12 protein-coding genes are annotated in these 14,643 nt (G+C 41.2%); 5 read left to right on the forward strand and 7 right to left on the reverse strand.

All coding sequences use genetic code 11. From position 1 onward, the window contains the following. Positions 1 to 113 precede the first annotated feature (113 nt). From UN64_RS06590 to UN64_RS06605, 4 genes are all read right to left on the reverse strand, one after another. Positions 114 to 1,496, reverse strand: coding sequence for a glycine--tRNA ligase (locus UN64_RS06590; protein WP_077360860.1), 1,383 nt, complete (start codon positions 1,494 to 1,496; stop codon positions 114 to 116). A 345-nt stretch (positions 1,497 to 1,841) separates the two neighbouring features. Beyond that, positions 1,842 to 2,798 carry an aminoimidazole riboside kinase gene (locus UN64_RS06595; protein ID WP_077360862.1) on the reverse strand — a complete coding sequence of 319 codons (957 nt, stop codon included), beginning with the start codon at positions 2,796 to 2,798 and terminating at the stop codon, positions 1,842 to 1,844. Between the two features lie 232 nt (positions 2,799 to 3,030). Next, on the reverse strand, positions 3,031 to 3,528 hold the full coding sequence (locus tag UN64_RS06600; protein WP_077360864.1) for a PTS sugar transporter subunit IIA: 498 nt from the start codon (positions 3,526 to 3,528) through the stop codon (positions 3,031 to 3,033). 224 nt (positions 3,529 to 3,752) lie between these two features. Continuing rightward, complete coding sequence (locus UN64_RS06605) at positions 3,753 to 6,122, reverse strand: M14 family zinc carboxypeptidase (RefSeq protein ID WP_077360866.1); 2,370 nt, start codon at positions 6,120 to 6,122, stop codon at positions 3,753 to 3,755. Positions 6,123 to 6,365: 243 nt separating this feature from the next. Here UN64_RS06605 and UN64_RS06610 point away from each other — a divergent pair, with 243 nt between their 5' ends. The 5 genes from UN64_RS06610 (at position 6,366) to UN64_RS06625 (ending at position 11,969) form a co-directional block, all read left to right on the forward strand. After that, on the forward strand, positions 6,366 to 7,124 hold the full coding sequence (locus UN64_RS06610) for an aldo/keto reductase (RefSeq protein WP_077360868.1): 759 nt from the start codon (positions 6,366 to 6,368) through the stop codon (positions 7,122 to 7,124). A gap of 39 nt (positions 7,125 to 7,163) precedes the next feature. Further along, positions 7,164 to 7,328 (forward strand): hypothetical protein, encoded by a 165-nt coding sequence (locus UN64_RS20805; RefSeq protein WP_171978811.1) that lies wholly within the window; start codon positions 7,164 to 7,166, stop codon positions 7,326 to 7,328. A 439-nt stretch (positions 7,329 to 7,767) separates the two neighbouring features. After that, on the forward strand, positions 7,768 to 9,432 hold the full coding sequence (locus tag UN64_RS06615) for a PTS transporter subunit IIBC (protein WP_077360870.1): 1,665 nt from the start codon (positions 7,768 to 7,770) through the stop codon (positions 9,430 to 9,432). A 3-nt stretch (positions 9,433 to 9,435) separates the two neighbouring features. Then, positions 9,436 to 10,239, forward strand: coding sequence for an endonuclease/exonuclease/phosphatase family protein (locus UN64_RS06620; protein ID WP_077360872.1), 804 nt, complete (start codon positions 9,436 to 9,438; stop codon positions 10,237 to 10,239). A 65-nt stretch (positions 10,240 to 10,304) separates the two neighbouring features. Further along, positions 10,305 to 11,969: a glycoside hydrolase family 13 protein gene (locus UN64_RS06625; protein WP_077360874.1), complete on the forward strand. Its 1,665-nt coding sequence runs from the start codon at positions 10,305 to 10,307 to the stop codon at positions 11,967 to 11,969. Between the two features lie 42 nt (positions 11,970 to 12,011). Here the strand turns inward: UN64_RS06625 and UN64_RS06630 are convergent, their stop codons facing one another. The 3 genes from UN64_RS06630 to desB all read right to left on the reverse strand — a co-directional run bounded on the left by UN64_RS06630 (position 12,012) and on the right by desB (position 14,559). Continuing rightward, positions 12,012 to 12,329, reverse strand: coding sequence for a hypothetical protein (locus tag UN64_RS06630; protein WP_077360876.1), 318 nt, complete (start codon positions 12,327 to 12,329; stop codon positions 12,012 to 12,014). 259 nt (positions 12,330 to 12,588) lie between these two features. Further along, positions 12,589 to 13,389 carry an aminoglycoside adenylyltransferase domain-containing protein gene (locus UN64_RS06635; protein WP_077360878.1) on the reverse strand — a complete coding sequence of 267 codons (801 nt, stop codon included), beginning with the start codon at positions 13,387 to 13,389 and terminating at the stop codon, positions 12,589 to 12,591. Positions 13,390 to 13,455: 66 nt separating this feature from the next. Then, positions 13,456 to 14,559 (reverse strand): Delta(10) desaturase DesB, encoded by a 1,104-nt coding sequence (gene desB / locus UN64_RS06640; protein WP_077360880.1) that lies wholly within the window; start codon positions 14,557 to 14,559, stop codon positions 13,456 to 13,458. Between the last annotated feature and the right edge of the window lie 84 nt (positions 14,560 to 14,643).

The following is a 14,643-nucleotide window of genomic DNA, read 5'->3' on the forward strand; positions in this document are numbered from 1 at the left end:
CAGCGGGACAGGTGAGACTCCTGTGGGCGCAAAGCGCCGAGGAGGCTCACCGCACGCCCCCCCGGAAAGCGAGCAGCTGGAGCGGAAATCAACCACATCTAACAGCAAAAAAGTTAAAACTGTACTTTTTCCTCGATAAAGCTTTTAAGATCAGCAATCTTCACACGTGTTTGTTCCATCGTGTCACGGTCACGAACAGTTACCATGCCATCATCTTTAGAATCAAAGTCATACGTGATACAGAACGGCGTACCAACCTCATCTTGTCGGCGGTAACGTTTACCGATCGATCCTGTTTCGTCATAATCTACATTGAAGTCTTTAGCAAGCGAGCTGAACACTTCAGTCGCTTCTTCAGACAGCTTCTTAGACAATGGCAGGATTGCTGCTTTATAAGGTGCCAATGCCGGGTGCAAGTGCATCACCGTTCTGCTTGTACCGTCTTCTAATTCCTCATCTTCATAAGCATCGATTAAGAACGCTAGCGTTACGCGGTCAGCACCTAGAGAAGGTTCGATACAATAAGGAATGTAACGTTCGTTTGTTTCTTGGTCAATGTAGTTAAAATCTTCACCAGAGAACTCCATGTGACGCTTTAAATCAAAGTCTGTACGGGATGCAACACCCCAAAGCTCTCCCCATCCGAACGGGAACTTATATTCAAAGTCAGTTGTCGCGTTAGAATAGTGAGAAAGCTCATCCTCATTATGGTCACGAAGACGCAGGTTCTCTTCCGTCATACCTAATGACTTCAGCCAGTTTTCAGCTGTATCTTTCCAATAGTTGAACCACTCGATCTCGCTTCCTGGCTTACAGAAAAACTCAAGCTCCATTTGTTCAAACTCACGCGTACGGAACGTGAAGTTACCTGGCGTGATCTCGTTACGGAAACTCTTACCGATCTGTGCGATACCGAACGGCAATTTTTTACGCATCGTACGCTGAACATTTTTAAAGTTAACGAAAATTCCTTGTGCAGTTTCCGGACGCATGTAGATTTCGTTTGAACTTGATTCTGTTACACCTTGGTGCGTTTTGAACATCAAGTTGAATTGGCGGATGCTTGTAAAGTCATGGCTTCCACACTCAGGACAAGCGATGTTGTACTCTTTCACTAACTCTTCCATCTTTTCAAAAGGAAGTCCGTCTACGATGATCTCTTTACCTGCTTGATCTGCTGCATCTTCAATCAGCTTATCTGCACGGTGACGCGCTTTACAGTTTTTGCAGTCCATCATTGGATCGTTGAAGTTGCCGATATGTCCTGATGCTTCCCACGTACGAGGGTTCATAAGGATTGCTGCATCCAAACCTACGTTATAAGGAGACTCTTGAACAAATTTTTTCCACCAAGCTTTTTTCACGTTGTTCTTCAGTTCAACACCAAGCGGACCGTAATCCCATGTGTTCGCAAGACCTCCATAGATTTCAGACCCCGGAAATACAAAACCACGATGTTTCGCATGATTTGTGATGGTTTCCATGTTTTTTGACATTGTAATTCCTCCCATTCGGATTATGCCTTATGGACCGTTCGTCTTTTATAAAAAAAATAAAAAACTCCCGTCCCAAGGCGCTATGCCCAGGGACGAGAGTTGTATCTCCCGCGGTTCCACCCTAGTTGATCCGTCCGTATGTAAAACGAATCCTCTTTTCAAAAACAGCTCCGGATTGCCGTTTCACTAATGCCTCTTACCGGGCTTGCACCGCCCCCGGCTCGCTTAAAAGAGTTTCAGATTAGCTACTATTCATCCTTCACAGCTGTATATCATGTTTTTATAATAAAGTAATATTACCAAAAAACAAAAACATTAGTCAAAATATTTTCCTATTATATGCTTTTATTGCCTCAATTGTGCAAGTTCCTCTTTAACTTGTTCCAAAGTAGGCAGAGATGTCATCGCACCTTTACTCGATACCGTAAGCGCTCCTGAAATACTGCCGAAAACCGCCATATCGGCTGCTTCATCGAGACTAAGTTCCTCTAGTGTCCCCTTGTATTCATTTAACAGATGCAATACTGCTGAAACGTATGCATCCCCTGCTCCCGTCGTATCAATGGCTGTAACACCTTTTGCCGGAATATACTCACCGCCATCTTTCGTTACGACATAGCTGCCGTCATCTCCAAGGGTGATAAAAAGCAGCGGGATATTGTATTGCTGAAGCACTTTAATACCTTCCTCCACCTTTTTTAACCCTGTAATAAATTCAAGCTCCTCTTCAGAAAGCTTAACAATATCTGCATGAGGAAGCATAGAAAGAATGGTCTCACGTGCCAATGCAGGTGTCTTCCAAAGCGAGAGCCTTAAGTTCGGGTCAAAAGAAACCCACATGCCGTTCTCTTTCGCGAGTTTAACGGCTTTTTCTGTAGCACTTTTGGATGGTTCAGCAATCAAAGAAATAGAGCCGATATGAAGAATTTTTTTATCCTTGAACAGACTAGCCTGTATGTTCTTTTCTTCTAAGAAACGATCAGCACTCGGATCAATGTAAAAGTCAAATGACCTTTGTCCCTTTTCAGATAACGTTACAAAAACAGCTCCTGTTCGGACTGCTTCGGTTTTATAGACATGAAACGCATTCACACCGTAACTTTTCAATGTATCAATCAAAAAGTCACCGAGAACATCGTCCCCGACTTTGCCTAAAAAAACAGCATCTGATCCAAGTCGCGCGACACCCACCGCAACATTAGCAGGAGCACCGCCCGGACGTTTATAGTACATCGAATTCGTTTCATCAGTAGGGATAAAATCAACAAGCGCTTCACCTAAAGAGATAATTCCTTTTTTCATCATTGCCTCCCCCTGTATTTTATGGATTTATAAATCGTTGCTTTGGATGGTTTTAAGGGCATCTTTGAATAGTTGATTGGAGTGGAAGGTGCGTGCCTACCACATGAGAATCTTCTCGCTAGGCATGCGACGAGTGGGCTCACCGCACGCCCCGTGGAAAGCGAGCATCCTGGAACGGAAATCAACACCCTCTTTACAAAAAAACCAGGCCAAATAAGCCTGATTTTTTTCTTTATTTCATCTTAATCTGCAGCAAAGATGTTTCGCCTTTAATTGCTTCTGAGGCAGCCCGCTTATCCAAAGATTCAACAGCATCTCCATTTGTGATAACGATTGGCGTCACAGTACTTGCTGCTTTTTCTTTAATGAGATCTAAGTCAAAGGATAGCAGCTTATCGCCAGCTTTTACTTTATCTCCAACATTCACGTGGCCTTCAAAACCTTCTCCGTTCATGTTCACTGTTTCCAGCCCCACATGGATTAAGATTTCAGCGCCAGATTCAGACTGGATACCGATCGCATGCTTCGTGTGGAAAAACTGTACAATTTCACCGTCAACAGGTGATACAACAACGCCTTCTGTTGGCTCTATCGCAATCCCGTCTCCCATCATCTTTTGAGAAAATGTTGGGTCTGGCACTTCTTCTATGGATACGATTTTACCTGTTAAAGGAGCAATAATCGTTTCTTCTTTTTTCACTTCTTTTTTTCCAAATAATTTATTAAACATATTACCTCACTCACCTTTCCGTCTGCTTACCTTTATAATTTACACTTGTGGAAACGCTTTAAAACATTCGACTTTAAAAAATAACGATACTAAAGAAGACCAAAGAACAAGGAAAGCAACGGTTTCAATGTTCTTCAGGTCTCTTATTTAAGCAAGTTCTCAGTAAACTTTACATATAAAAATAAGGCAGCATTTGCTTGGATGTCAATTAGAAAGGTCTCACTTTATTGATAAAGGGCGTTAGATAATAGACGGAATAAGTAATCCGTATGATCACGGAAACCTGCTTCAAGTCCGATCAATGTCACATCTTCATCTGTTTCTTCTACGATAACTGCTTGTCCTGCTGCAAGCTCATTATTTTTCCAATGTCCGGCCACAAAGAAATCTCCTGTTTTAAACGAAGCAACAGATTTCGCTTTACCAAGCTCTGTGAACCAAACGGGCTTATAAACAAAACCTAGGTCATTTTCTTTATAGCCTTTGCTTAGCTCATCTTCACCGTAGGCTACTTCCACAATTCCGTTGCTGTCAGACCCGCCGGTATTCACTTTAACATCTGTCAGTCCCATCATGCTGGATGCCTTTGCACCGCCTGCCCCAACCGCGATAAATTTACCGCCGCCATCTACATAGTCCTGAACATTCTCTGCAAACTTGTCATATGCTTCTTTTGTTCCTACAACAAAAGGCTTGTTCGCTTCTCTAACTTTTTCATATTGAAGCATCAGTTCCGTTCCGCTGTAGATAAACGCATCAAAGTTTGAAATTCCTTTTTCAGCTACCTCTTTAGGTGTTACTTCTGTTACAGAAAAACCGAGACGTTCGAGTGCAAGTTTAGTGCCGGCATGTGTTTGTGCTTTATTTATACCGCCATCCTTTAAAATCGCAACTTCTATAGTAGTCAGTTTTTCCTTTTCTGATGGGATCGCTGCTGTATCCACCTTTAAACCTGATTCTTTTACAAGAGATTTACTCTTTGCAGGAATGGTCTCCAGGTAAAAGTTGCCGTCTTCCCCTTTATAGACTGCCGCACCAGCTTGCAGCAATTCATTAACCAGTTTTACCGCTTCTACTGAGCTGTTTTCAATCACATAAGGACCTTTTCCATTCAAAGCTCCATGGAAGTCAACGCTTTTTACTGGTGAGGTTTTTGCGTTTAATTCAGACTTCACGTCAATGGCTTCAAAGCCCCAAAGTTCTGGCAAGCTCCAAGCGGAAATGTCATACATAGCCGGTGTATCGTTCGTGATGTCTTCACCGTTCCATAGCATTGTGTTTGCGAGTCCTGCTTTCGCCTGATCCATCGGTACAACAAAGGTTCCTGCCGGGTAAGTTACTCCTTCTGCATTGAAAGCTTTATTCACTTTTTCAACAGCAATGTCGTTATCAAGAAGATGGTTGACCGCCTTCTCTGTCACTGTCGGATCTTTTTCATCTACAGGAAGCACGTAAGCATTCGGGAAAAATCCTTCTTCATGATAAGGGTGGTCAAAATTAATTCCGCGCTTAAAAATTTCAATCTGATCCGTCAGCATGCCCTTCTTATTTTCTGTTGAAAACTTAAGAGCTCCCATTACTGCATCATTCGTCCACTTTACGCCATCCCACGTATTTGTCGGCGCTTCAAGTGTATAGCCATAAGCTCCATGATACATCGCATACATTGGGGTAAAGATAGGCGGATAGTCGTCCCATCCAAAGCTATCATCCCGCTGAGGAATGTATGTCCCGCTCATATTTTGATAGGTTTCACTTTCATATTCTGCTTTATTGCTTACGATCTCAGCTTCCATCGCTTCCGCTTGATCTAACGCCCACTTTGAAAAAAGATCATATTCATAGTTAGGGTTATGCGGCGGTGTGCAAGGTTCGATCAAACCTGGCTTATTTTCCATCCAGTTTACGTATCCATGAAGATCTAAGAAGACCATCGGATTCCATTCTGTAATAAGATCAACCGTTTGCTTCGTTTCAGGCTGAGACTGCGTAATGAAATCACGGTTCAAGTCGATTCCCTCACCGTTAAAACGAGTGCCGTCCACACGTCCATCAGGATTTGCAGATACGTTGAAGATTAATATATTGCTAGCTAAAATCTCTTTTGTCGTCTCATCGTTCTCAAACGCAAAACGTTCGATTAACTGAAGAACAGCATCAGAGCCTATGTATTCCGTGCCATGAATGGACCCGTTAATCATAACCGGCACTTTAAAATCACCATTTTCTGCAACCCATTTTTGTGCTTTTTCAGGATTTTTAATCATTTGCTTACGCAGTTTTTTATAATGACCATATTTTCCTTTGTCTTCAGGATTTGAGATGGTGAGCGCATATAATGGATATCCATCTGCCGAATGCCCTGTCACCTCTAGCGAAACACGTTCACTTTCCTTATCGATCTTCTTAAGTATTTCATCAAACTTAGAATATTTTACAAAATCATAATGCTCAGAGTTAAAAGGACTTCCATCTGCCTCTTCGCTTACATTTACATTCTTCCACTGTTTCTGTGGTGCTTCCGCTGTTACTGCATAAGGTGTCGAAGCTAGTAAGCTGACACTTAACACCCCGGCAAACCAATGTTTTTTCATATTTTTCTTTCTCCCCTTCCTTTAATCCGAAAGTAATTATACTAATATATGCATATTTATTCAATTTCTATTTATCATGTTTACACATTTGTTTCTAAACATCTTTATTCAATAAGCAATCATCAAAAGCCTTCGCCTATTTTAACAATGTATAAAAATAAGAAAATACTCATGGTTCTTTAATCACATATTTTAAAAATGGTATAATTTAGGTAGGATTAATTTTGAAGGGAGACGAGTGTCTTGAAACAAAAAACGCCATGGTTTAACGTATCACGCATTGCAATAGGAACACATCTAGGTGACATGAATGAAGTTGATTCAGCTTTATATCAGGAGTCTATTGAATTCGCTTTATACAATGGCATCAACTTCATAGATACTGCAATCAATTATCGGGGCATGAGATCGGAAAGAGATGTCGGAGCTGTGTTATCTAAATTATTTAAGGAAGACAGAATTAATAGAGATGACATTGTTATTTCGACGAAAGCCGGTATCATCCCAGGAGATATCGATTTGCAGCTGCGCCCTGAAAACTACTTAGAAGAAAAACTGCTCGCTCCTGGAATACTTCATGAAAAAGACCTACAGATTATCGATAATCATAAACATGTGTTAAAGCCTTCGTATTATGATTTTGCTATTGAGCAAAGTTTAAAGCATATGAATCTCAACATGATTGATATCCACTATATACATAATCCTGAAATCTCCAAGCACATTTTGGGGGATGAAAAATTTTTTAAAGAATTAGAAATGTTATTCAAGTTTTATGAAGGTCAAGTCGAACGTGGCACAATTCGTTTCTATGGTATGGCGGTCTGGTCGGCCTTTACTGATCATCCAGGTGCTCCGGGTTATTTATCTTTTGAAAAAGTGATAAATACCGCAAAGAAAGTAGCGGGTTCATCTCACCATTTCCGTTTTATCCAAACTCCTTTCAATTTTTATAACCAAAAGGCATTAACCGATCAAAATCAGCAAGTATGCGGCAAATAGCGCTCTTTATTTCAAACAGCGGAAGAACTGGACGTGTATGTGACCACAAGCGCACCGCTTGATTGCGGGAGACTGCGTGAAAATCAAGAACAAAACGCTGATCAATTGATCCGTTTTGTTCTTGATACTCCGGGCATACTTTCTACGATGATTGGTATGCGTAAAGTAGGAACGGTGAAAAGCAATTTAAAAGTATTCGCTTGAATGGTAAAGCTGGCTCATCAATTAGGAGCCAGCTCTATCAATCAAGATTTTACGGTACGTGTTCTTTTATTTATTACACGTTCGCTCAATGATAGACTAGTTTCACGCAAACACTCCTCTGTTTCACGCCAAAACCTTTTCGTTTCACGCGTAACCCCATAAGTTCCACACAGAAACCTTCGAGTTTCACGCGTGCCCCTATATATCATCTTTAAAAGTTTGCTACTGCCGTATACACCGGGATTGGAAAAACTTTTATATCCTTTTTCAAATTTATCGCTTGTAAATGTAACCGTTTTATTTTACAATCCATTTATGCAAACGATTGCACCTACTTGCATATACAAATTTGTAAGCGATTCATAAATAATTTTTGCAATCTATTGAATGCGATTTCAAAAACGCAACAAAAGATATATACTTAAAGGAGGAAATCGTTTTGAAACAACGTGGAAAACTAATTTCGTTTGATTTCTGGCAAAAGCTTGGTAAAGCACTGCTCGTAGTAGTAGCCGTTATGCCAGCTGCCGGTTTAATGATATCACTAGGTAAGGTTATTGCTATGTCAGGTGGCGACATTACTTTGGTGCAAACGATTGCCCGAGTAATGGAAGACATCGGATGGGCAATCATCACAAACTTGCACATCTTATTTGCAGTAGCCATTGGTGGTTCATGGGCTAAAGAACGTGCTGGCGGTGCATTTGCAGCAGTCATCGCTTTTATCCTTATTAACCGTATTACTGGTGCTATCTTTGGTGTAAACAGTGCAATGATGCTTGAAGAAGGGGCAAAAGTAAAATCCCTTTTTGGCAGTGAACTGATCGTTGGCGATTACTTCACATCTGTTCTAGGAGCTCCTGCTCTTAACATGGGTGTTTTTATCGGTATCATTTCCGGTTTCCTAGGTGCCGTTCTATTTAATAAGTATTACAACTACAACAAGCTTCCAAATGCTTTAGCATTCTTTAACGGAAAGCGTTTTGTACCATTTGCCGTTATTTTATGGTCTGTCATTACGGCACTGATTCTTGCATTAGTTTGGCCGTTTATCCAAGGTCTTTTGAATGACTTTGGTAAATGGATCGCAACATCAAGAAATACGGCTCCAGTTATCGCACCATTTGTTTTCGGTACACTTGAGCGTCTATTATTGCCGTTCGGTCTTCACCACATGTTAACGGTGCCGATCAACTATACAGAACTTGGCGGAACGTACCAAATCATGACTGGTTCTGGTGCAGGCTCTTCTGTAGCCGGACAAGATCCTCTATGGCTTGCATGGATCAATGATCTGAACAACTTCTTGCAAGCTGGCGATACAAAAGCGTACCAGGCACTATTGAACGATGTTGTTCCTGCCCGGTTTAAAATGGGACAAGTTGTACTTTCAACAGCTTCTCTAGTAGCAATCGCACTTGCGATGTACATGAACGTTGATAAAGACAAGCGCAAAAAGTATAAATCTATGTTCTTATCTGCAGCACTTGCTGTATTTTTAACAGGTGTTACAGAGCCGATCGAATTTATGTTTATGTTTGCAGCACCATTGCTTTATGTAGTGTACGCGATCACAACAGGTCTTGCATTCGCAGTGGCTGACCTTATCCATGTACGTGTTCACGCATTTGGTTTTATCGAATTACTAACACGCACACCATTGCTTGTAAAAGCAGGATTAACACGAGACTTAATCAACTTTGCACTTACTTGTATCGTATTCTTCGGACTGAACTTCTCGATCTTCTATGTGCTGATCAAAAAGTTCAATCTGCCGACACCAGGCCGTGCAGGTAACTATATCGAAACAACGGAAGGTGAATCTGCTGCACCTGCTAAAAATGATGCAGCAGCAGGATCTGATAATTCTCAAGCGTCTGCAATCATCGGACTGTTAGGCGGAGCTGATAACATTGAAGATGTTGATGCATGTATGACTCGCCTTCGTGTAACGGTTAAAAACACTGCAGGTGTTGCGACTGAAAAAGAATGGAAAGATAACGGCGCACTTGGTCTCATTATTAAAGATAAAGGTGTTCAAGCGATTTACGGACCAAAAGCGGACGTATTGAAATCTGATATTCAAGATCGTTTGGGGATGTAATTAATGAAACTTCTAACGTTAAACGTCCATGGCTGGCAAGAAGAGAACCAGATGGAAAAATTAGAGATGCTTGCTCGCGATATTGCGAGCGAGCGTTATGATTTGATCGCACTTCAAGAGGTCATGCAGTCGATCGACTCACCTGTAGTGAATGGCAACATTAAACAAAATAATTATGCCTTGGTATTAATTCAGCTGTTACAGGAACTTGACGTTCACGATTATGATTTTGTTTGGGACATGGCTCATTATGGTTTTGAAACGTATGAAGAAGGTCTGGCTATTTTAAGCCGACATCCAATCAAGTCAAACGATAGCTTTTTTGTTACAGAACTTCAGGACATGAACAACTGGAAAACAAGAAAAATCGTTTCAGCTGTGGTTTCTTATCAAGAAAAAGAACTTAACTTTTTCTCTGGCCATTTTGGCTGGTGGAACGATGAAACAGCACCGTTTAAAGAACAAATCGACGCATTCTTTAAGCATGTGCCAGAAAGCGGATTATCCTTTTTAATGGGCGATTTAAACAATGATGCTAACGTGAGAGACGAAGGATTTGATTATGTAACATCAAACGGCTTTTACGATACGTATGAATTGGCTAATAAAAAAGATGATGGAATAACCATCAAAGGCGCCATCGCCGGCTGGAATCAAAACGGTAAAGACGACGGACGAAGAATTGACTATATCTTATGCAGCAAACCGCTTAACGTAAAAACTTCTTACGTTCGTTTTAACGGGAAAGAAACGCCGGTGGTCTCAGATCACGCTGGTGTAGCCGTAACTTTAGAATTAGAAAACTAACAGACTATGGGGAGCCGTTTTTGGTATCCCCTGCCCTGTTGTTAAGAGATGATGGAGGTAACATTATGGAAAAAGTTTGGTGGAAAGAAGCCGTTGGCTATCAAATTTACCCTCGCAGCTTCCAAGATTCAAACGGAGATGGAATCGGTGATTTAAAAGGTATCATCCAACGATTGGATTACATTAAAAATTTAGGAATTGATGTCATCTGGATCTGTCCAATGTACAAGTCTCCGAACGATGATAATGGATATGACATATCTGACTATCAGGACATTATGGAAGACTTCGGGACCATGGAAGACTTTGATGCCCTTTTAACTGAAGTGCATAAGCGTGATATGAAGCTGATCATTGATCTCGTTCTTAACCATACAAGTGATGAGCATCAATGGTTTATCGAGTCCCGCTCATCAAAGGATAATCCGAAGCGTGACTGGTACATTTGGAGAGACGGCAAAGACGGTAAAGAGCCAAACAACTGGGAAAGCATTTTCTCAGGCTCTGCTTGGGAATATGACGAAAAAACTGGCCAATATTACCTTCATGTTTTCTCAACAAAACAGCCTGACGTGAACTGGGAAAATCCTGAAGTGCGTGAAGCTCTTTACAATACAGTAAACTGGTGGCTTGATAAAGGAATCGATGGTTTCCGAATCGATGCGATCAGCCATATTAAAAAACGCGAAGGCTTTCCAGACATGCCGAATCCGAAGAACGAAAAGTATGTATCTTCGTTCGACATGCATATGAACCAAAAAGGCATCCATACGTTCCTTCAAGAGTTCAAAGACCGCACATACGCGAACTACGATGTTATGACAGTCGGTGAAGCAAACGGAGTTAAAATCGACGAAGCAGACCTTTGGGTTGGTAAAGAACAAGGAAAGATGGATATGATCTTCCAATTCGAACACCTTGGTCTTTGGGATGCTGAAACGAATCCTGACCTTGATATCGTAGAGTTAAAGAAAGTCCTGACTCGCTGGCAGAAAGGTCTTGAAAAAGAAGGCTGGAACGCTTTATTCATAGAGAACCATGATAAGGCACGTGTCGTTTCCACTTGGGGCAACGACAAAGAGTTCTGGTACCAAAGTGCAACAAGCATGAGTGCAATGTACTTCCTTATGCAAGGAACGCCGTTTATCTATCAGGGCCAAGAGATCGGGATGACGAACGTTCAGTTTGATTCCATCGAAGACTATGATGATGTAGCGGTTAAAAACATGTACCGCATTAAGCGAGAAGAAGGCGTTTCGCACGAAGACATCATGACCGTGATCTGGGCATCTTCCCGTGATAACAGCCGTACTCCAATGCAATGGAACAGCGAAGCCAACGCTGGATTTACAAACGGAACACCTTGGATGAAAGTGAATCCTAACTATACAGAAATTAACGTAGAAAAACAGGAACAAGAAGAGAAGTCGATCTTGAACTTCTACAAAAAGATGATCTCTCTAAAGAAAGAGAACGAGATTTTCACATATGGAACGTATGATTTATTGCTTGAAGATGACAAGCAAATCTACGCATACACACGCACACTAGGTGAAGAACAAGTAGTTGTCATCACGAACCTTTCTAAAAAGGAAGCATTGTTTGAAACAGAGCTTTCGTTACACTCTGAGAATCTGCTTCTAGCAAACGAAGAAGTCGCAGCACATGGCGATGTGACTAGCATTTCACTAAACCCTTATGAAGCTCGTGTTTACCGAGTAAAGGCTTAATAAAAGAAAGCGTGCTATCCAAAAACGGAGAGCACGCTGTTTTTATAGAGGCAGCTGTTTTTCAAAACGAATGATCGAATATAAACGCATAATTACAATCAACACACAAACAACCGTTAGTCCCCAAGTAACATCCGTAAACAACGGAATCCACGCTAATATAAATGCTACTAGGGCTGTAAAGTTTCCAGAAAATCCGTTTATCGGCTGATTACCTACGAAAAGAGCAGCCCCTTTTAACGAATTCTCATAACAAGATCTATGATACGGACGAACTTTAAAAAATGCCCATACCGTAATCAAATCATCCCTTGTCTTAATCGGCATCAAACAGCTCTCACAATGCATTTCTTTTTTCAAAATAATCCCCTCAATCTTACTCTATATTTCAGTTATTGCTTATAAACTTTTGGTTGAGAACGCTTCTTTGACTAGTTGATTGGAGTGGAAGGGCGAGACTCCTGCTGGATGAGTGGGACATGTGAGACCGTTCAATGTCGCAAGGCGACGAATGGGCTCACCGCACACCCTTCGGAAAGCGAGTCCTGCAATGGAAATTAACCACTTCCAAAAGCAACAAAGCTTGCGAAAACAGCTTTATGAAAACAGCCTCTAATTATTACGCCCTTTGAAGCTGATAAGTCTCATTGCAGTACGTAATGACATACTCAACAAACCGCTTCATATCCTCTTTCCGTACTTCTTTTGAATGATAGTAAGACTCGGACTCTGAATTTGTTTTTATTCTAAGTCCCTCCAGCAAAATCGGATGATACCTTGCAGGCAATACCGCCCTTGCTTTAGCAACAGCTTCTTTCTTGTTAAAAACCTTCCTGTATTCAAGCGACAATAAAATTCTGCATAACGTAATGATACCAAACTCAATCCAATCGTCATAAAAGAAACACATGTCTCGATCTAATTTTTCATTCCAATATGTATTTACATTATAATTCAATGTTTTTTGAACATCTTCCCACTTCATATCTAAATTTAGAGAAGAAATAGGTTCACCGTATACGACGACACCTTTGTTCTGAAGTGTCCACCAAGTTATGTAGTTTAAATCATAGTGTCCTTTGTGAAGTTTCCCATCAGCAAAGAACGGATATTCCTCTATTTCGCAATATACCTTCCCTGCTTGATCAAGCGTGACATAGCAGCCATCCATCCTGGTACCAAAAAAATGTGAATTGCTTCTTAAATGGACAAGCTTCAATAAATTCTCTGTTTTCTTTCCAATCCGCCCTTTAATGACCGTAACGAAATCAATATCACTCGTATCCGGATCAAAGGCATCCAGTGCTAAAGAGCCGTATAAATAAATGCCATGGATACGTTCGGCAGGCAGAACTTCTAATAAGAGTTCCTTGTAAAATCCTAAAAATTCTCGAATATCTTCCTGTAAATTTTTCAACATCTTTCCCCCCTGCCTTTCATTATAAATGAGTTTTACAGTTAATTGGAAAAAGAAAAAGCACCCAGATTAATGGATGCTTTTCGGTGTTCCTTTTGGAGAATTCATTTCTCGATCTGATGCTTCACCTTTTTGATAAGATACTTGGTCAGGATTCAGACCATGTCCTAGCGAAGGATATACGTTGCCTGGTGCAGGATCTACGAATTGATGCTGATTGAAGTACACACGCGGTGTTTTCCATAACGTCACTAATGCTTTCCAGTGCGGCATCTCGTGATAGCGTTCAGGCCACATTTCCTTAATATGCTTTTTAACGAGCGGATAATATTTTGGACTCATACCTGGGAACAAATGATGTTCCGTATGGTAAGAGAAGTTAAAATGAAGCACGTCCACCCATTTTGGTACAGTGACCGTTAAGCTGTTTGCGAGCGGATCGTTCACGTCAGTCATTGGATTTAGACGATGGTTTGTTGAAATATAGCTCATTACAATCGCATTCGCAATTAATAGCGGAAGCAATACCGCAAAGAACCATTTCACTGGACCAAGCCATACTAATAGTCCGAGCCAAGTTGCCCAAGGCAGCAATAGCTGAAGCCACACAGATGGACGTTTGCTTGGCTTAAATTCTTTAATAAAGCGCTTGAACATGAAGAGTCCATGCGTTGTAAATGAAATCGATAGAAAAGCAAAACTAACAATGGAACGCATCCACATTGGAAGCTTGTACACTTTTTGTAAGAAAGGCTTATGTGACAAGTTTTCTAATGTCGGCCACGCATCAGGGTCTTCCCCGTCCTCTTGTGTGTGAACATGATGTGTTGTGTTATGCCATTTACGCCAAAGCTTCGGTCCAACACTTAACGGCCAGAATGCCACGGCTCCTAAAAAGTCACGCAGCCAAGGCTTGCGAATGACCGTTCCGTGCAAGATCTCATGTCCTAAAAAGCCCATCCCTGCGAAACATGTACCCAAAATTACGGCAATACCAATTCCTAACCAAGGATGCAGATTATTTAATAAACCGATAACCAAAATACCGGCGATTGCGATCAATAAATAGACAAGTCCTCCCCATAACCGTGATGGTACCGGTTTGAAAGCCTCTTTCGGCAGCTTGGGAGCGATTTTTGCTGCATACCAGCCAAACGATTGTAGATCTTTCATTTGCTCAACTCCTCTAAATCTGACTCTTTTGAATTCTTGTACCTCATTATCGTAACAAGGTTTGTTTTATGAAGCAACTTTTTT

The organism is Fictibacillus arsenicus (genome assembly GCF_001999465.1).
Lineage (GTDB): Bacteria > Bacillota > Bacilli > Bacillales > Fictibacillaceae > Fictibacillus > Fictibacillus arsenicus.

What these genes read in the sequence shown, in the direction of transcription:
- UN64_RS06600 (WP_077360864.1), bottom strand. Translation starts at nt 3,528, where the DNA reads ATGTTTAATAAATTATTTGGAAAAAAAGAAGTGAAAAAAGAAGAAACG.
- UN64_RS06590 (WP_077360860.1), bottom strand. Translation starts at nt 1,496, where the DNA reads ATGTCAAAAAACATGGAAACCATCACAAATCATGCGAAACATCGTGGT.
- UN64_RS06635 (WP_077360878.1), bottom strand. Translation starts at nt 13,389, where the DNA reads ATGTTGAAAAATTTACAGGAAGATATTCGAGAATTTTTAGGATTTTAC.
- UN64_RS06605 (WP_077360866.1), bottom strand. Translation starts at nt 6,122, where the DNA reads ATGAAAAAACATTGGTTTGCCGGGGTGTTAAGTGTCAGCTTACTAGCT.
- UN64_RS06620 (WP_077360872.1), top strand. Translation starts at nt 9,436, where the DNA reads ATGAAACTTCTAACGTTAAACGTCCATGGCTGGCAAGAAGAGAACCAG.
- UN64_RS06595 (WP_077360862.1), bottom strand. Translation starts at nt 2,798, where the DNA reads ATGAAAAAAGGAATTATCTCTTTAGGTGAAGCGCTTGTTGATTTTATC.
- desB (WP_077360880.1), bottom strand. Translation starts at nt 14,559, where the DNA reads ATGAAAGATCTACAATCGTTTGGCTGGTATGCAGCAAAAATCGCTCCC.
- UN64_RS06625 (WP_077360874.1), top strand. Translation starts at nt 10,305, where the DNA reads ATGGAAAAAGTTTGGTGGAAAGAAGCCGTTGGCTATCAAATTTACCCT.